This window comes from Luteibacter sp. TLI7-4A, assembly GCF_056754745.1.
Genome location: NZ_JBPGWO010000001.1, coordinates 3,011,205 through 3,028,137, shown reverse-complemented (window position 1 = coordinate 3,028,137; position 16,933 = coordinate 3,011,205). Strand labels below are relative to the sequence as shown.

General features: G+C 66.8%; 15 protein-coding genes. 14 read left to right on the top strand and 1 reads right to left on the bottom strand.

Features of this window, described 5'->3' with window-relative positions:
• The first annotated feature begins 50 nt into the window (after positions 1-50).
• From gspE to ACR9Y6_RS13345, 14 genes are all read left to right on the top strand, one after another.
• On the top strand, positions 51-1,766 hold the full coding sequence (gene gspE / locus ACR9Y6_RS13410; RefSeq protein ID WP_481282730.1) for a type II secretion system ATPase GspE: 1,716 nt from the start codon (positions 51-53) through the stop codon (positions 1,764-1,766).
• 8 nt (positions 1,767-1,774) lie between these two features.
• Positions 1,775-2,992, top strand: a complete 1,218-nt coding sequence (gspF, locus tag ACR9Y6_RS13405; RefSeq protein ID WP_481281730.1) for a type II secretion system inner membrane protein GspF — start codon at positions 1,775-1,777, stop codon at positions 2,990-2,992.
• A 25-nt stretch (positions 2,993-3,017) separates the two neighbouring features.
• The gene (gspG, locus tag ACR9Y6_RS13400) at positions 3,018-3,443 is read left to right on the top strand and encodes a type II secretion system major pseudopilin GspG (protein WP_306851228.1); all 426 of its coding nucleotides are present in this window, start codon (positions 3,018-3,020) and stop codon (positions 3,441-3,443) included.
• A 27-nt stretch (positions 3,444-3,470) separates the two neighbouring features.
• Positions 3,471-3,911: a GspH/FimT family pseudopilin gene (locus ACR9Y6_RS13395; RefSeq protein WP_481281729.1), complete on the top strand. Its 441-nt coding sequence runs from the start codon at positions 3,471-3,473 to the stop codon at positions 3,909-3,911.
• Complete coding sequence (locus ACR9Y6_RS13390) at positions 3,908-4,324, top strand: prepilin-type N-terminal cleavage/methylation domain-containing protein (protein WP_481281728.1); 417 nt, start codon at positions 3,908-3,910, stop codon at positions 4,322-4,324. The genes ACR9Y6_RS13395 and ACR9Y6_RS13390 overlap by 4 nt, the downstream gene beginning before the upstream one ends.
• Complete coding sequence (locus ACR9Y6_RS13385; RefSeq protein ID WP_481281727.1) at positions 4,321-4,953, top strand: prepilin-type N-terminal cleavage/methylation domain-containing protein; 633 nt, start codon at positions 4,321-4,323, stop codon at positions 4,951-4,953. The genes ACR9Y6_RS13390 and ACR9Y6_RS13385 overlap by 4 nt, the downstream gene beginning before the upstream one ends.
• A 28-nt stretch (positions 4,954-4,981) precedes the next feature.
• Complete coding sequence (locus ACR9Y6_RS13380; protein ID WP_481281726.1) at positions 4,982-5,836, top strand: type II secretion system minor pseudopilin; 855 nt, start codon at positions 4,982-4,984, stop codon at positions 5,834-5,836.
• A complete protein-coding gene (locus tag ACR9Y6_RS13375; RefSeq protein ID WP_481281725.1) occupies positions 5,833-7,092 on the top strand; it encodes a PilN domain-containing protein in 1,260 nt (419 codons plus the stop codon). Before ACR9Y6_RS13380 ends, ACR9Y6_RS13375 begins: the two co-directional genes overlap by 4 nt.
• A complete protein-coding gene (gspM, locus tag ACR9Y6_RS13370) occupies positions 7,073-7,675 on the top strand; it encodes a type II secretion system protein GspM (protein ID WP_481281724.1) in 603 nt (200 codons plus the stop codon). The genes ACR9Y6_RS13375 and gspM overlap by 20 nt, the downstream gene beginning before the upstream one ends.
• Positions 7,672-8,460, top strand: coding sequence for a hypothetical protein (locus tag ACR9Y6_RS13365; RefSeq protein ID WP_481281723.1), 789 nt, complete (start codon positions 7,672-7,674; stop codon positions 8,458-8,460). The genes gspM and ACR9Y6_RS13365 overlap by 4 nt, the downstream gene beginning before the upstream one ends.
• A gap of 295 nt (positions 8,461-8,755) precedes the next feature.
• Positions 8,756-10,696, top strand: a complete 1,941-nt coding sequence (gspD, locus tag ACR9Y6_RS13360; protein WP_481281722.1) for a type II secretion system secretin GspD — start codon at positions 8,756-8,758, stop codon at positions 10,694-10,696.
• A gap of 45 nt (positions 10,697-10,741) precedes the next feature.
• Positions 10,742-13,252, top strand: a complete 2,511-nt coding sequence (gene hrpB, locus ACR9Y6_RS13355) for an ATP-dependent helicase HrpB (RefSeq protein WP_481281721.1) — start codon at positions 10,742-10,744, stop codon at positions 13,250-13,252.
• Between the two features lie 143 nt (positions 13,253-13,395).
• Positions 13,396-14,613: a hypothetical protein gene (locus ACR9Y6_RS13350; protein WP_481281720.1), complete on the top strand. Its 1,218-nt coding sequence runs from the start codon at positions 13,396-13,398 to the stop codon at positions 14,611-14,613.
• The gene (locus ACR9Y6_RS13345) at positions 14,610-15,497 is read left to right on the top strand and encodes a hypothetical protein (RefSeq protein ID WP_481281719.1); all 888 of its coding nucleotides are present in this window, start codon (positions 14,610-14,612) and stop codon (positions 15,495-15,497) included. The genes ACR9Y6_RS13350 and ACR9Y6_RS13345 overlap by 4 nt, the downstream gene beginning before the upstream one ends.
• A 7-nt stretch (positions 15,498-15,504) precedes the next feature.
• Here ACR9Y6_RS13345 and dbpA read toward each other — a convergent pair whose 3' ends face one another.
• Positions 15,505-16,881 carry an ATP-dependent RNA helicase DbpA gene (gene dbpA, locus ACR9Y6_RS13340; protein WP_481281718.1) on the bottom strand — a complete coding sequence of 459 codons (1,377 nt, stop codon included), beginning with the start codon at positions 16,879-16,881 and terminating at the stop codon, positions 15,505-15,507.
• Between the last annotated feature and the right edge of the window lie 52 nt (positions 16,882-16,933).

Sequence of the window (16,933 nt, the reverse complement as noted above, 5' to 3'; positions counted from 1 at the left end):
TCGGCCGGACGACGTAACCAACGGACCGTGATGGAGATGGCATGTCTGCGATGACCGAGCATAGGGATATGCTTACCGGGGAACCGGGAGAAGTCCAGGTGTGCGCGCACCTCGTCGCGCATGGCCGGCTCAAGGATGCCGACCTTGCGCGGGCCCGCCGCCTGCACGATGAAACGCCGGAGGGTACGCTCACGGCGCTGATGGCGCGGCTTGGCCTGGTTTCCGAGCGCGATCTCGCCGATGCTTGGACCGACCTGCTCGGCCTGCCCTTGCTCGCGGCGAAGGACGCGCCGGAACTGCCCCCCGCCGATACGGAACTCTCGCTCCGTTTCCTCAAGCAATACCACGTGGTTCCCGTCCGCGACGGCGATGACGGCGTCGTCCTGCTGGTGGCCGATCCCGCCGATCCGTATCCCCTGCAGGCCGTGCGGCTGGCGACCGGGCGTGACATCCCGCTGCGCGTCGGCCTGCGCTCCGAGATCGACGATCTCATCGAACGTTATTACGGCCAGGGCCGCTCCGCGATGGGCAGCATCGTCGAGAGCCTGGACGGCAACGCCGCCGTGGAAGACGATGTCGAGCACCTGCGCGACCTCGCGTCCGAGGCGCCGGTGATCCGGCTGGTCAACCTGATCCTGCAACGCGCGGTGGAACAGCGGGCGTCGGACGTGCACATCGAACCGTTTGAGAACCGGCTCAAGGTGCGCTACCGCATCGACGGTGTCCTGCATGAGGTGGAGGCGCCGCCATCGAGTTCCACGGCGGCGGTGATCTCGCGCGTGAAGATCATGGCGCGTCTCAACATCGCCGAGCGCCGCCTGCCGCAGGATGGACGCATCCAGCTGCGTGTGCAGGGCAAGGAACTCGACCTTCGCGTCTCCACCGTGCCGACCAGCTTCGGCGAATCGGTGGTGATGCGTATCCTCGACCGCGAATCGGTGGTGTTCGACTTCGCCTCGCTCGGCTTCACCGACCACTTCCGTGGCCGCTTCGTCGAAGTGCTCGACCGGCCGCATGGTATCCTCCTGGTCACCGGCCCCACCGGCTCGGGCAAGACGACCACGCTGTACACGGCCCTTTCGCAGATCAACACGCCCGACGTGAAGATCATCACGGTCGAGGACCCGGTCGAATACCAGATCGAGGGCATCAACCAGATCCAGGTCAAGCCGCAGATCGGGCTCGACTTCACCGGCGCCCTGCGCTCGATCGTCCGCCAGGACCCGGACGTCATCATGATCGGCGAAATGCGCGACCTGGAAACCTGCCGAATCGCGATACAGTCCGCGCTCACCGGCCACCTCGTGCTCTCCACGCTGCACACGAACAGCGCGTCGGGAGGCATCACCCGCCTGCTCGACATGGGCGTGGAGGATTACCTGCTCGGTTCGACCGTCAATGGCATCCTCGCGCAGCGCCTGGTGCGCCGCCTGGACCCCGAGACCGCGATTCCCTACGAGGCGCTGCCCGAGGTGATCGAGCAGTTCGAACTGCACAAGTACACGGACGAGCGCCCCATCCGCCTGTGGAAACCCGGCACCAGCGCCACCAATCCCACCGGCTACCGGGGCCGGCGCGCCATCATGGAATTCCTCGTGATGAGCGATCCGTTGCGCCGGCTCGTGATGCAACGCGCCGACGCGGGAGAGATCGAGCGCCAGGCGCGTGCCGAAGGGATGCGCACCATGTACGAGGACGGGCTGGCCAAGGCGGTGGCCGGCATCACGACGATCGAGGAAGTCCTGCGCGTCACGCAGGAATCGTAGGCCTTCGCATGAGCCAGTTCCGCTATCGAGCCATCAGCGCCGCCGGCGAGGCCCTGACGGGCCGCATGGAAGCCTCGTCCATCGAGGACGTGGTCGCGCGTTTGCACGACCAGGGACACACGCCGCTCGAAGCCGCGCCGGCCGATGGCGAATCGTCGGGTGGCGGGATCGCCGCGATGTTCCGCAAGGGCGCGTTCACCGGAGACCAGCTCGCCCAGTTCACCCACCAGCTCGCCACGCTGCTCGGTGCGGGGCAACCGTTGGATCGCGCGCTCGGCATCCTGCTCGACCTGCCCGAGGGCGAACGTGCGAAGAACATGGTGGAGCGCATCCGCGACCGGGTGCGCGGCGGTACCACCCTTTCCACGGCGCTCGACGAGGAAAACGGCGTGTTCCCCCGGCTTTACGTGAGCCTGGTACGCGCTGGCGAGGCCGGTGGTTCGCTGGACGAAACGCTGCGACGTCTCGCCGATTACCTGGAGCGGTCGCAGGCCTTGCGCGGCAGCATCATCAATGCGTTGATCTATCCGGCCTTCCTGATGGTCGGCGTGCTCGGCTCCCTGGTGCTGTTGCTGGCCTACGTGGTGCCGCAGTTCGTGCCGATCTTCGCCGACATGCAGGTGCCCATCCCGCTCATCACCAAGGTGGTGCTGGCGATCGGCACGGTCATCAGTGACTGGTGGTGGGCCATTGGCGCGTTCCTCGCGGTGCTCGCCATGTTCCTGCGTCTGCGCCTGCGCGACGCGGAGACGAAGCTGGCTTTCCACGGCCGCCTGCTTACGATGCGGGTCGCGGGGCCCTTGCTGCTCAAGGTCGAGACCGCGCGCATCGCCCGCACGCTGGGCACGTTGCTGAAAAACGGCGTGCCGCTGCTCTCGTCCCTCGCGATCGCGCGCCAGGTCACCTCCAACCGTGCCCTCGACCTGGCCCTCGAACAGGCCGCCGAGCGTGTGAAAGGGGGTGCCGGCCTCGGCAGCGCGTTGAGCCAGACGGAGCGTTTCCCGCGGCTCGCCCTGCAGATGATCCAGGTCGGCGAGGAAGCCGGTGCACTGGATACCATGTTGCTCAAGGTCGCCGACACCTTCGACGTGGAGGCCAAGCGCGCCATCGACCGCTTGCTTGCCGCGCTCGTGCCGACCCTCACCATCGTGATGACCGTCATGGTCGCCTTCATCATGGCGGCGATCCTGCTGCCCCTGCTCAGCCTTACCAGCAACATCAACTGATCAAACCGTTCCAAGGAGTTTTCCCATGCGCGCGAACCGTACCCTCCGACACCGCCACGCCCGCGGCTTCACGCTGCTGGAAATGCTCGCCGTGATCGTCCTGATCGGCATCATCGGCGCCATCGTGGTGACCCAGGTCGGCAAGAACGTCGACAAGGGCAAGTACGGCGCGGGCAAGGCCCAGCTCACCACGCTGAGCCAGAAGATCGAGAACTACGCGCTCGACAACGGCACGCCACCGCATTCGCTCGACGATCTCACCACCAAGCCCGCCGACGCGAGCAGCTGGCAGGGCCCGTACGCGAAGGCTTCCGATCTCAAGGACCCCTGGGGCCATCCGTTCGGCTACCGCTACCCGGGCGAGCACGGCAGTTTCGATCTCGTGTTCTACGGACAGGACGGGAAGGCCGGCGGCGACGGCTACTCGGCCGACGTCGGCAACTGGCAGTAACCGGCGGCGGTGGTACGGGTCACGGCCATGCGCGCACGCGGATTCACGCTGTTCGAGATGCTCGCCGTGATTCTCCTGATCGGGGTCGCCGCGGCGGCGGTCTCGATCCCGGTGACCCAGGGACTGGCCAGTGCGCGGGTCAACGCCGCCAGCGGCGAACTCGCGGCGGCGCTGCGCTGGACCCGCGCGCAATCGATCGTGCGTGGCCAGAGCCTCGCGCTGGAAGTCGATACTTCCGCGTCGACCTATAAGGCACCCGGCAAGCCGGATGTGCGCCTGCCCAAGGATATGCGCGTGTCGATCACCAGTGCGCGCGAAGACCAGGCCAACGCCAGCACCGGACGCATCCGTTTCTTTCCGGACGGCAGTTCCACGGGTGGACGCATCACCCTCAAGCGTGGCCAGCGCGAGTGGCATGTCAATGTCGGCTGGCTGACCGGTGCGGTCAGCGTGGTGGACACGCGATGACCCGCACGCGCCAGCAAGGCTTCAGCCTGCTCGAAGTGATCGCCGCCATCGCGGTACTCGCCATCGCCTTCGCGGCGCTCATGCAGGTCGCCGGCAGTTCGCTCAGCCTCACCGCGCGGGCGAACGAACGCACCCAGGCAGCGCTGCGCGCGCGCAGCCTGCTCGACGGCGCCTTCGTGATGGAACCCGTGCGTGAAGGCGGCAGTGAAGGCCGCTTCGACGATACCTACCGCTGGCGCATGAATGTCAGCCGCTACCAGCCACCCGACGAGAAGCCGGCGGCGGACGGATTCGCGGCGGCGGGGATGTATCGACTCGATCTCGACGTGATCTGGGGACAGGGCGGCGACGAACGGCACGCGCGTTTCTCGACGCTGCGCCTGGCCGGGTCGGGCGGGGGTACTCCGCAATGAGACGCGCGTCCGGATTCAGCCTGATGGAAGTGCTGGCAGCGCTGGCCTTGCTGACGATCGTGTTGCTGGGCGTGTATTCCGGCATCAGCACGGCGACGCGTATCGTGCGCAGCGGTGGCGACGCCATCGAGCGCATGGACGAGATCCGCTCGGCGCAGTCGTTCCTGCGTAGTGAACTGGCGCAGGCGCTGGTGATTCCTTTCGGGCAGACCGACGACGGCGATCCGGTCGTCTTCACCGGCGACGATCACTCGTTGCGTTTCGTGGCCCCCATGCCGGGTTACCTGTCGAAGCTGGGCCCGCAGTTGCAGACGGTGTCGCTGGTGGAGGACGGCCATTCGAGTTATCGGCTGGAGGTGGCGCTTGCCTTGTTGCCCCCCGACGGCGGCGATCCCCAACCGCTCGGTGAACCCGAGGTCCTCCTGCGCGGCATCGGCAAGGGCGCGTTCGCCTATCGCGGCATGGACGATCAGAACCGGCCGGGCGACTGGCAGGACACGTGGACCGACACGCGGCGCATGCCGTCACTGGTGCGCATCGCGCTGGATGTGGGGGAAACGTGGCCTTTCCGACGCTCGTCGCTCCGATCAGGATCGATCCCTCCGCCTCGCGCAATGGATTCGGCATGATGCGCGGCACGCGCGGATCGGTGCTGCGGTGATCGCGCGTCGCGACCGTGGCGTGGCCCTGCTCATCGTCCTGTGGGGCTGCACGCTTCTGGCGATCATGCTCGGTGGTTTCGCCGCGCTCGCCCGCACCGAGGGCTTGCAGGCGCGCTACCAGTTCGCGCAGACGCGCGCGCACTATGCCGCGGAGGCTGGCGTCATGCGGGCGATCGAGGGATTGCAGACACCCGATGCCGCGTCTCGCTGGGTGGCCGACGGACGGCCTTACGTATTCGCATTCGACGATGCGAACGTCAACATCACGATCGTCGACGAGGATGGCAAGGTCGACCTCAACGCCGCATCCGGCGATGTCCTCACGGGCCTGTTCAAGGCCGCCGGTGCGACCGACGACAAGGCCGGGAGCCTGTCCGCCGCCATCCAGGACTGGCGTCGTCCCGGCGACGCGGCATCGCCCAATGGCGCCAAGAAGCCGCAGTACGAGGCCGCGGGCCTCGCGTATGGGCCGCGCAACGGACCGTTCGCCACGGTGGAGGAAGCCCGCATGGTCCTGGGCATGGACGCGCGCCTGTGGACGATGGTGGCGCCCGCGCTAACGATCTGGTCGGGACGCGAGCGACCCAATACCGAACACGCGCAGCCGTTGGCGCTGGCGTCCATTCCCGGGCTGGGCAGCGCGGGCGCGGACGCCATCCTGGCGAGCCGTGGACAGAGCAGCGGCGCGGCCGTCGCGGGAGGCAACGGTGTCACGCACACGATACGTGCGGAGGCCATCCTTGACGACGGAACCAGGAGTTCCCTTACATCGACGGTCCGTTTGCGTGGGATAAGATCCGGAAACCAGCCCTACGCTGTTTTGCGTTGGCGCGAAGGAGATGTTGAATGAGCACATTGCAGGAAGCCTCCCAGGTTCAGCTCGACCGCCTGCGCCGTGCCTGGCGGGGTAGCGCGCTGCCTGGTTTCCTGCGCTGGTGGGGCGGTGAGCTCGCCGCCCTGGTGCCGGTGCGCTGGCGCGCGGCGTTCGCCGGCGGCGAACGCTGGTATGTGGTCGAGCGCCAGGCCGACGGGTGGCGGTTGCGCCGCTCGGGGGAGTCGGCCGTCCTGGCGGAAGTCGCGGATATCGACGACGCGGAACACCGGATAGCCGTGCTGGCGCGCGCCCTGTCGGAGGCCGACCCGGCGGACCGCCGGATCGCCCTGGTACTGCCCACCGCGCAGGTATTGCGCCGCCGCCTCGTCTTGCCTGTCGCGGCGCGCGACAACCTGCGCCAGGTCGTGGGCTACGATCTCGACAGGCAGACACCCTTCCGTGCGGAAGACATCCATTACGGCGTACGTGAACTCGGTGGGGGCGGTCCCGAAGGGCGTTTCGTCGCCGAACTCGCCGCCACGCCGCGGGCGACGCTCGATCCCCTGCTCGACGAGCTCGCATCGCTGGGCGTCGCCCCCGATCGGGTCGACGTCGCGCAGGGGCATGCGCTTGCGGGCGTCGACCTGCTGCCGCCGACACGTGCACCGCGTCGCGTCGACCGGCGTCGACGACTCAACGCCGGCCTGCTCGCGGTCATGGGGCTGCTGCTGTTCGCCGTCATGGCCGCCTGGTTGCACAACAGGAACGCGGCGCTCGAAACCATGCGCGCCGATGTGGAGGCGATGCAGGGTGACGCGCAGCGGGTCAAGGCACTGCGCCAACGGCTCACGGAGAGTGCGGGCGCCTCCGGTTTCCTCGCACGCAAGAAAACGGAGACCGCAGCGGTCCTTCCCGTGCTGGAAGAACTGACACACCGCCTGCCGGATGACACCTGGCTCGAGCGCTTCACCCTCAACGCCAGCGGCCAATTGGGGTTCCAGGGCCAGAGTCCCCAGGCGGCACGCCTGATCGACGCATTGAAAGGTGCCCGTACGATCGGCGACCCGAGTTTCCAGGGCACCATCCAGGCCGACCCGACCTCTGGCAAGGAACGTTTCTATATGCAGGCCAAGGCACTCGTGCCCAAGCCGGACGCCGTGCCGGCCAAGGCCATCGCGGCGGGGCCGGCCGCCAGCGCGTCGGCCCCCAAGCCCGCGCAGGCATCCACGACGCCGGCGAAACCGGCACCTGTCCAGGGCAAGGAGATCGCCGATGCGCATGAAGCCCGCTGAATCCCGCATCGCCGCCATCCTGTTGCTCGTGGTGGCGGTCGCGATCGGCTACTTCGCCCTCGTGCACTGGTGGTTTGTCGCACCACAGTTGACCGTGGCCGACGAAATGAACGACCTGCGCGATACCCAGCGCCGCTACGCGGCGGCTATCGCGGAACGGCCTCAACTCGAAAAGCGACTGGCATCGCTGGAGCAGGGGCAGACCCATAGCGACGCCTTCCTGCCCGGTGACGACACCAACGCCGCCGCCGCCGGCCTGATGCAGCGCATCGTCGACGTCGCCGCCGCGCACCGTGAGGACGGCGCGTGTGATGTCGTCCAGAAGATGCCTGTGCCCAGCCAGGAGAAAGCCGGCGATCCCTACCGAAAAGTGACGGTGAACATCAGCCTTCGTTGCCAGATGCAACCGATGACGGCCGTGTTGCACGATATCGAGGAAGAAACCCCGTACCTTTTCATCGAGGACTTCAGCATCTACCGCAATCCCGTGGCCGCGCGCTCCGGCGCGGCCGTACCGATGGAGGTGCAGTTCACCGTATCCGGTTACATCCATGCCGCGCGCGCGGCGAAGGCGGCTTCGTGAACGCCGCGGGACAACGCAGGCTGACACCTGTCCTCACCACCGCCACGTTGGCGCTCGCCGCGGTGCTCGCTTCCCTTGTATTCGGCGTAGGACGGGGGGTGCATTGGGACGACCCGGTGGCCGCCGAACCATTGCCGGCCGCGCGTCCGGTGGAGATGCCGGCGCCCACACCGCTCGCACGTTTCGCCGAAGTCTGGCAGCGGCCCTTGTTCATGGCGGACCGCAAACCGGTCGCCGTGGCGGATACCGACGATTCGTCGAGCAACATCGGCGACCTCGAGTTGACCGGCATCATCATGACGCCCGAACTGCGCATGGCCTTGCTTCGCGATCGTGGTAAGGATTCCACCGTGCGGGTGAAGGAAGGCACCGCGCTCGCCGACGGCCACTGGACCCTCGCCTCGCTCACACCGCGCAGCGCGGTGTTCGACAACGGCGGTGAACACCGCGAGTTGACGCTGAAAGTGGCCGCTCCGGAACCTCTTACGAAGAACGGCCAACGGCCTCCCGGCATGCCGCCCGGTCAGCCCGGTTCGCCGCAACAACCGCCTCGTGCACAACCCACGCCATCTGGCAATGGCGTTCACGTCGAGCAATTGCCGGCGCAAGGCATGACCGGCCCCGCGCTTCCCCACCCGGCATCGTCGTCGTCGGCTCGTGAGGCACCTCCCCGGCAGGATGACGACGCCCTTCAGCGGGCCCGTATAGAGGCCTTGAAGCAAGCCGTGCAAAAACGTCGCATGGAACAGCAGCAACAACGCCAGCAATCATTGGATTCGCAGTAGCGGGCGCTCGACGCGCCCCCAGGGAAGGAGGAGCAACACCATGAAACGCAGCATTATCGGCTTGGCCGTGCTTTCGGCCTTGCTGACGGCGGCCTGCGCCCCGCATAAGCCCCGACAAGGGTCCGGAGCCATCGAACGGGCCGCACTGGAAGGAGTGGACCGGCCTGTTCCTTCATCTCTTCCACTGGCTCCGGAGGAAGGCGGGGTATCGGATGTTCCCCGCGCTACACACTCTTCCGTCGCCCGGGAAATCGAACACGGAAGCGGTCGCTTCATACGCCCCCGCGCGGCCGATGTGCCCCGTCCGGCGGTGACCGGCAAGGGCGCGGTGACGTTGAATTTCGAGGACCAGCCCGTGGAAGCGGTGGTGAAGGCCATCCTCGGCGACTTGCTCGCCGAGAATTATTCGGTGGCTCCCGGTGTGCAGGGAACCATTTCCTTCTCCACCTCGCGTCCTGTCTCGCGGGAAGATGCATTGCCTATCCTGGAAACATTGCTTGCGTGGACGGGTAACGCACTGGTGCGTGAGCACGGCCGCTACAGTGTCCTGCCGGCGCACCAGGCGGTAGCCGGGCGCCTGGTACCGAGCCTCAAGGCCGCCAAGCCGGCAGCCGGCCTGAGTGCGCGGCTCTTTCCCCTTCACCATGTGGCGGCACCGGCCATGGCCAAGCTGCTCGCGCCCTTCGCGGCCGCCGACGCCATCCTCCTCGCCGACGCCGCGCGCAACGTACTCGTCGTCGCGGGGACCCGCGACGAACTGGCCAATTACGGCGAAACGATCGACACGTTCGACGTCGATTGGGTCGCCGGCATGTCGGTCGGTGTGTTCGGCCTGGAGCACGCATCGGTGGGCGAACTGCTGCCGGCGCTCGATTCGGTGTTCGGCGAGAAAAGCGGTGCGCCCGTCGCTGGGTTGATCCGGTTCATGCCCATCGAACGAACCAACGCGCTCGTCGTGATCGCCACGCAGGCGGCGCATCTCGACCAGGTGGGCGAATGGATCGCCCGTATCGATCGTGGCGGTGGCAACGAACCCCGCCTGTTCGTGTACGACGTTCGCCACCTGCTGGCATCCGACCTCGCACGCTACGTGGCGAACGTCTTCGGCGGCTCGGCTTCGGACCAACCCGCGCCCACGCTGGCGCCCGGGCTCACGCCATCGGCATTGGGGGAGGGTGGCGATGCCAATGCGAGCGAGGGGAATGCCGGTGGCGATGTCCATTCGACCGAGCAGTCATCGTTCTTCCAGCCACCGCAGGCGCATCCGCCCGCGGCCACGGGTGGCGACCGGGCATCGGGCATCCGGGTGACCGCTATCGATACCAACAACCAGTTGATGGTGAGGGCGCGTCCGTCGCAATGGTCGGAGATTCGCCAGGCGCTGGAGCGGCTCGATGCGATACCGCTTCAGGTGCAGATCGAGACCCGCATCCTCGAGGTTACGCTGCGGGACGAGTTCCGTTTCGGCGTGCAGTGGTATCTGGAAGGCATGGCTGGCGGCAACGGTGGCGTGGCCCAGCCAGGCAACAAGCAGCGGTGGGCACTGGGCGGAGGTCCTGGCTTGAACGGACGGCCGGACACGCTTTACTACTCGTTCGTCAACAAGGATCTCCAGGTCGTCCTGCATGCGATGCAACAGGACGACAACGCGAAGATCCTTTCGGCGCCATCGCTGGTCGTGGTGAACAACCGCAAGGCGCGCATACAGGTCGGCGATCAGATCCCGGTGACGCAGACATACGTGAATACCTCGCTGGGAGGCAATAGCCAGGTGGGGCAGGTCGAGTACAAGGACACCGGTGTCATCCTCGATGTTCGCCCTCGCGTCAATCCCGGCGGCCTGGTTTACCTCGACGTCGCCCAGGAAGTGAGCCGTGCGGGAATCCGTCTGGGCGACAACGTGCCGATCATCAAACGCAAGCTCACCACGCAGGTGGCCGTGCAAAGCGGGCAGACCGTCCTGCTGGGTGGACTGATCCAGGAATCCGAGACCCGGTCGCGCAGCGGCGTGCCTTTCCTGTCACGCGTTCCATTCCTCGGCGCGTTGTTCCGCACGAACATGGATACCGGGGAGCGTACCGAGCTGATCGTCCTGATCACGCCGAAGGTCATCACCGGTGGCGAGGACGCCAAGCGGGTGTCGGACGATTACCGGCGTGCGTTCCGCTCGCTGCGGCCCTTCGAGGCAGCGGCGGAGGTCGCGCCGATCGCGGCCGGAGACACGGCGGAAGGATAGGGTACGTGGCCGCGGGGACGCCGGCTTGCGTACCATAGCCGGTACATGAGTCCTGTCTTTCCCATCTCCCCGCTGCTCCCTGAGATCGTGGCCTCGCTGGCGGAGCGGCCACGTCTCGTACTGGAGGCACCGCCCGGTGCCGGCAAGACCACCCAGGTGCCGTTGGCGTTGCTGCATGCGCCATGGCTGGCCGGCGGTCGTATCGTCATGCTCGAGCCGCGACGGATCGCGGCCCGGGCGGCTGCGTCGTTCATGGCGAGGCAACTCGGTGAAGATGTCGGCGAAACGGTGGGCTACCGTATCCGTTTCGAGTCCCGCGTCGGCCCGCGTACCCGCATCGAGGTCGTCACCGAGGGCATCCTGGGCCGGATGATCCAGGACGATCCAACCCTGGACGGCGTCCGTGCCGTCGTCTTCGATGAGTTCCACGAACGTCATCTCGCGGGGGATCTCGGTGCGGCGCTCGCGCTGGACGTGCAGGCGAGCCTGCGGCCGGACTTGCGCCTGTTGGTGATGTCGGCGACGCTGGACGGCGAGCGCATCGCGCAATGGCTCGATGCGCCAAGGCTCAGCAGCCCGGGGCGCAGTTTCCCCGTACGTATCGAGTATCCGCCGGTGCGCACGCAGGAGACGATGGAGCAGCACCTGGCGCGCGTCGTGTCGCAGGCGCTTCGGGAGGTCGATGGCGACGTGCTCGCCTTCCTGCCCGGGCGCCGCGAGATCGAGCGCGCGCGTGCGATGCTCGAGCGGCAGGTCGAAGGCGCGGAGATCGTCGCCCTTCACGGAGAGCTCTCCCTGGCCGAACAGCAACTGGCGTTGGCGCCGGCCGATGCGGGTACGCGTCGTGTCGTCCTTGCAACCAACGTGGCCGAGTCCAGCGTGACCTTGCCCGGGATTCGCGCGGTCGTCGATTCGGGCCTTGCACGCGAACCACGCTTCGATCCGCCCTCCGGCTTTGCACGCCTGGAAACGGTGAGCATCTCGCAGGCTTCCGCCGACCAGCGCGCGGGTCGCGCCGGCCGTGTCGCCGAGGGCGTCGCGTACCGGTTGTGGCCGCAGAGCCAGCGCCTGGACCCGTCCCGGACGGCGGAGATCGAACATACCGAACTTTCCGGCCTCGCCCTCGAGCTAGCCGGTTGGGGCACCGATGAATTGCCATGGCTCGATGCGCCACCGGCCGGCGCGATGGGCCAGGCGCGTGACCTGCTGCGCCGCCTCGGGGCGCTGGACGAAGCCTCCACCATCACCGGCCTGGGCCGCGAGATGCTGGTCCTGGGCGCGGCGCCACGCCTGGCGGCCGCGGCGTTGCGGGCGGCGCCCGAACACAGGGCATTGGTCGCGGACTTGCTGGCCCTCGTCGAGGCGAGATCGCCCCTGCGAGGCGAATACGGTCGCTCGGACGATTTTCGCCAGCGCCTGGCGGCCCTGCATCTCTGGCGTGATGGCGGCGCCCGCGCGGCGCGCGCCGGCTCCGCCGACGTGGGCGCGCTTGCGGCCATCGAGAAGGCTTCCTCCGGATGGCGCCGACGGCTCGGCGCACGCACGGCCGCTAGCGGAGTCCCCAACGCGCACGCGATTGGCGATCTGCTCGTTCATGCCTATCCCGATCGGGTCGCGCGTCGTGATGACTCGCAGCCGATGCGCTACCAGCTGGCCAACGGCCGCGGCGCGCGCTTGCACGAAGCGAGTGCCTTGCATGGCGAACCTTGGCTCGTGGTGCTGGACCTGCGCCTGGATGCCCGTGACAGTCTCGTCTTCGCCGCCGCGCCTTTCGACCCCGACGTGCTCGAACGCGACCATGCGGACCGGTTCGTCACCGAACGCGTCCTGCGCTGGGATGACGCGCGGCAAATCGCCGAAGGTTTCGAGGAACGTCGTTTCGACGCGTTGCTGATTTCGCGCAAGGCCATTCCTGTCACGGGTGCCGATGCGCTACCTGCGCTGTTGGCAGCGATACGGGCGCGCGGCGTGGCTGCGTTGCCGTGGAGCGAGCAGGCCCTGCGCCTGCGCGCGCGGATCGGAGCATTGCGTGCGTGGCGTCCGGAACTGGGCTTGCCCGACGTATCCGACGACGCGTTGACGCGCACGGTCGATGCCTGGCTTTCACCGTACCTCGGCGGCAAGCGGCGGATCGAAGCCGTGCAGGCCGCCGAATTGTCGGAAGCCTTGTCATCGATGCTCGACTACGAGCAGCGCCGCGCCCTCGACGCACATGCGCCGGAAGAGCTCAAGGTACCCAGCGGCATGAGCCGCCGGCTCGTGTATGGCACGCGCGATGACGATCCGGGTGCACCGCCGGTACTCGCCGTGAAGCTGCAGGAACTGTTCGGCCTGTCCGACACGCCTCAGGTGGGCGACGGACGCGTGCCGGTGATGCTGCATCTGTTATCGCCGGCGGGACGCCCGATCCAGGTCACGCAGGACCTCGCAGGGTTCTGGAATCGTACCTACCCGGAAGTCAGGAAGGAACTGAAGGGGCGCTATCCGAAACACCCCTGGCCCGACGATCCGTGGACCGCGGTGGCGACCCATCGCGCCAAGCCGCGAGGTACATGACCGTCGCGAAAGGCCGGTGACGACCGACACGCTTTGCTGCCCGGGATGGAGGCTCTCCAGGGCTTGCCTGATGGCATGTGACAAGCGGTCTTGCTCGAATGTGAGGCCACCTGCGCGGACGGCCGTGCATGAAAGGAATCGCCATGTCCCTGTCGCTCCCTCGGATGCCATATCCGGCATCCGTCTTCGCCGCATTCGATCCCGTGCTCTTGAAACCGGGACGCGGCATCGCCGCCCTCGCGATCGCCATTTGCCCGATGGCACGGGTCGCCGGCGCGACGACGCTTGCCACCGATCCGATGACCGCGCTCATCCGCGAGTACTCGCGGGAGGGCGGCGGTTACGCATACCTTAGCAGCGGCAACGACGAATCCTACGCGCGCTACGTTCTCGATAGGCCCTCTTCACCCTACGCGAACATCCAACGGTCACCGCTTCCCTCGCCGGACGCACCCACGCGGCGCGCCATCGAAAGCGTATCGACACCGGAACATCCCGTGAATGTGCGCGATCTCCATGACATGAAGGTATGGGATCTCGGTTTCACGAAGGCCCGGATATCGAACGAGACCTTCAGGATGCCGGCGGAATTCCGCTACCTCCCGGGTGCGTGGAGCATCGTGAAAGCCGGCATCGAACCGGATATCTACGCCCAGGCTATCCGTAGCCAGGGCCTGGAGCATCCGGCGATGACGGCGAACTACGCGCTCGCCGCGCAATTGCTGCGGGCGAAGCTGGCGGCGACACCGTCTTCCCTGTGGAAAACCCGAGGTCTTCGCCACGACGTGCTCGATCGATTCGTGGGAGGCGAGTTCATGCAAGCGCACGATTTCCACTATCTGATCCAGTTCCTCGACGGCGCCCTGGCGGCGTGGGATGCCGGCTCGACGAGTGCCTACGGTTTTCGTCAGCTGCCGGCAGCGCTACGGCTGGGGCGCATCGCCGCGGCGTACCGGCAGCGCCTTCCGTTCGAGCACGAGCCCTGCCTGGATGACGGCAGGCATGACCCCGGGCACGCAGGCATGGGCGCTTTCGACCGGCGGCCACTGTGCTTCGACGATGCGACGGACAGGGCCGTCCATGTGTGGTACGCGCACGAACTGGTGCGGGAACTTGCCTCGATCCCTGATGAAGCGAATGGGAACGTCAGTCTTGCGCAGCGCATGGCGGCGCCCTTGCGCAGCAGCCGTCAGGGATGGATCGGTATACGCCGGCCCGATGCCGTCGCGGAGGTCACGCGTATCGAGGTGGTGCAGGCGAAGGTGGCCGGCCAACTCCTGGTGGAGGGGGATGTGTCCTACCGTGATGCTTTCGGCGCATCCAAGCGCGCCTTGCGACTTTCCTGTGGGAGGCGGCCATGAGCATGACCGTCCGGCGCCGGATCACGACCGTGTTCGCCGTGGTATTCATCGGCGTGTCGGCCGCGGGATATCCATGCTGGGCCAAGGATCTCCCTCAGGGTGGCGTGACATTGCTGTCGATCGACCAGGACGACGACCACATGATGCAGACATGGATCGGCGTCGCCATGAACCACTATGCGAACGCCATGGCGGGTTGGCTCGTCGACGCGTCCAGGGACCATGGGGGCTATGTGTCCGTGCGGGCGCTCTCACGATTTCAACAGCAATTGCGCAGGGCGACATTCGCTCATTTCGAATACCGTTACGTCGTGGAAGGAGTGCCGTTCACCCGGACCTATCTCGCCGCTTCGGGAAGAGGATTCAGGACGTACATCGACCCGGGGGAGCCGGGGTTGGTCGCTCCCTCCGAGCCGGACAGCGAGTACTTCAAGCAGGACGATGTGGTCACGTTCGCGATGGTCGCGACGGCTACCGAAGGCTCCGAGGTCCTGCCGCAACCCGGCCGTCCGAACGGCCCCAATCGCGGCAACGATGCCGAGATCAAGGTGCTCCAGGCGATCATCCGGGATATTCACGAAGGAACCGTCGCACCGGCCGGTCATCTGCTCGGCTTCGTCAGCAAGCAACCGTGTGAGTCATGCGACCCGGCGCTGCGCCGGTTCGCCGTCGAAACGGGCTCGGAAGTCCATGTGAACTATGTTTTCGGGGCGAATCAGGATGGCTTGCGGACGCCGGCATGGGCGGCGCTTCGCGAGGCCCGCCAAGCCGTCGTCGACGACCTCGTCACCATGTTCTCGGCACCCGCGGCGAGCACGTCACCGGACCTGGAAGATCCCCTCGACGACGATTCCTCGTCGGCCTCGGTTTGCAGGCGGCCCTGAGCGATATCTAGGCCAGGGCGCGCACCCTGAAGTTACGGCCCTTGATCTTGCCTGCGCGCAACCGTTCGAGGGCCTTGTTGGCGAGGTCACGGCGAATGGCGACGTAGGCACGGGTGGCGAAGACGTCGATCTTGCCGATGTCCTTGGCATCGAGGCCCGCATCGCCTGTAAGCGCACCAAGGATATCGCCCGGTCGCATCTTGTCCTTGCGGCCGCCGTCGACGACGAGCGTTTTCATGGGCGCGAGATTCAGCACCTTGCGGGCTTCGTTTGCCGGCTTGGCCGGGTAACGAACGAGCGGGCCACCGAGGCGGTCTTCGATCTGGCGAAGCTTGCCCAGTTCACGCGAGCTGGCCAGGACGATCGCCAGGCCAGTCGCTCCTGCGCGACCGGTACGGCCGATACGGTGTGTGTGCGTATCGGGATCGTGGGCCACGTCGTAACTGACCACCAGCGGCAGGTTCGCGATATCCAGTCCGCGGGCCGCCACGTCGGTGGCGACGAGGACCGAGCAACTCCGGTTGGCGAAACGGACGAGGACCTCGTCACGATCGCGTTGTTCGAGATCGCCATGCAGGGCAAGCGCGGAAAAACCGCGGCGATCGAGTTCCGCCGCCACGGCTTCGGTGTCCTTGCGCATGTTGCAGAACACGAGGGTCGCCTCGGGCTTCTCCTGGGTGAGGATGCGCGTGAGCACATCGGCCTTGACGGCAGGTTCGACCTCCACCGCGCGCTGCTCGATCGTGGTTTCGTCGTGCGATTCCTCGACGGTGACGGTTACCGGATCGTGCTGCACCCGGCCACTCACTGAGCGGATGGCATCCGGATAGGTTGCCGAAAAGAGCAAGGTCTGGTGATGCTTCGCGATTCGCTTGACGATGTCGTCGATGGCTTCCTCGAAGCCCATGTCGAGCATGCGATCGGCCTCGTCCAGTACCAGCACCTTGATGCCTCCACCATGCAGGCTGCCGCGCTTGAGGTGTTCCTGCACGCGACCCGGCGTGCCGACGACGATGTGTGGATCGTGTTCCAGCGAGGCCAGTTGGGGGCCGAGCGGCATGCCGCCGCACAGGGTCAGCAACTTGACGTTGGGCAGGTTCGTCGCCAGGCGGCGAATCGATTTGCTGACCTGGTCCGCGAGTTCACGGGTGGGGCACAGGACGAGTGCCTGCAAGCGGATCTGCTGTACGTCGATGCGTTGGAGCAGGCCGAGCCCGAAGGCGGCGGTCTTGCCGCTGCCGGTGCGGGCCTGTGCGATGACGTCGCGCCCTTCGAGGATGGGCGGAAGGCTTTCCCTCTGGATCGGGGTCATCGATGTATAGCCCAGGTTCTCCACGGCGGCCAGGAGGGCGGGAGACAGGGGCATCTGCTGGAAATCATTCATGGGACGTATGATCGCACGCCCGCGCATGCGCGGCTCCGTCCGGCGCGATGCC

Bases quoted from the DNA above. Each gene is read 5' to 3' on its own strand.
- ACR9Y6_RS13385 (WP_481281727.1), top strand. From the start codon at position 4,321: ATGAGACGCGCGTCCGGATTCAGCCTGATGGAAGTGCTGGCAGCGCTG.
- gspE (WP_481282730.1), top strand. From the start codon at position 51: ATGACCGAGCATAGGGATATGCTTACCGGGGAACCGGGAGAAGTCCAG.
- gspF (WP_481281730.1), top strand. From the start codon at position 1,775: ATGAGCCAGTTCCGCTATCGAGCCATCAGCGCCGCCGGCGAGGCCCTG.
- ACR9Y6_RS13375 (WP_481281725.1), top strand. From the start codon at position 5,833: ATGAGCACATTGCAGGAAGCCTCCCAGGTTCAGCTCGACCGCCTGCGC.
- ACR9Y6_RS13350 (WP_481281720.1), top strand. From the start codon at position 13,396: ATGTCCCTGTCGCTCCCTCGGATGCCATATCCGGCATCCGTCTTCGCC.
- ACR9Y6_RS13390 (WP_481281728.1), top strand. From the start codon at position 3,908: ATGACCCGCACGCGCCAGCAAGGCTTCAGCCTGCTCGAAGTGATCGCC.
- gspM (WP_481281724.1), top strand. From the start codon at position 7,073: ATGCGCATGAAGCCCGCTGAATCCCGCATCGCCGCCATCCTGTTGCTC.
- dbpA (WP_481281718.1), bottom strand. From the start codon at position 16,881: ATGAATGATTTCCAGCAGATGCCCCTGTCTCCCGCCCTCCTGGCCGCC.
- ACR9Y6_RS13345 (WP_481281719.1), top strand. From the start codon at position 14,610: ATGAGCATGACCGTCCGGCGCCGGATCACGACCGTGTTCGCCGTGGTA.
- gspG (WP_306851228.1), top strand. From the start codon at position 3,018: ATGCGCGCGAACCGTACCCTCCGACACCGCCACGCCCGCGGCTTCACG.
- hrpB (WP_481281721.1), top strand. From the start codon at position 10,742: ATGAGTCCTGTCTTTCCCATCTCCCCGCTGCTCCCTGAGATCGTGGCC.
- ACR9Y6_RS13395 (WP_481281729.1), top strand. From the start codon at position 3,471: ATGCGCGCACGCGGATTCACGCTGTTCGAGATGCTCGCCGTGATTCTC.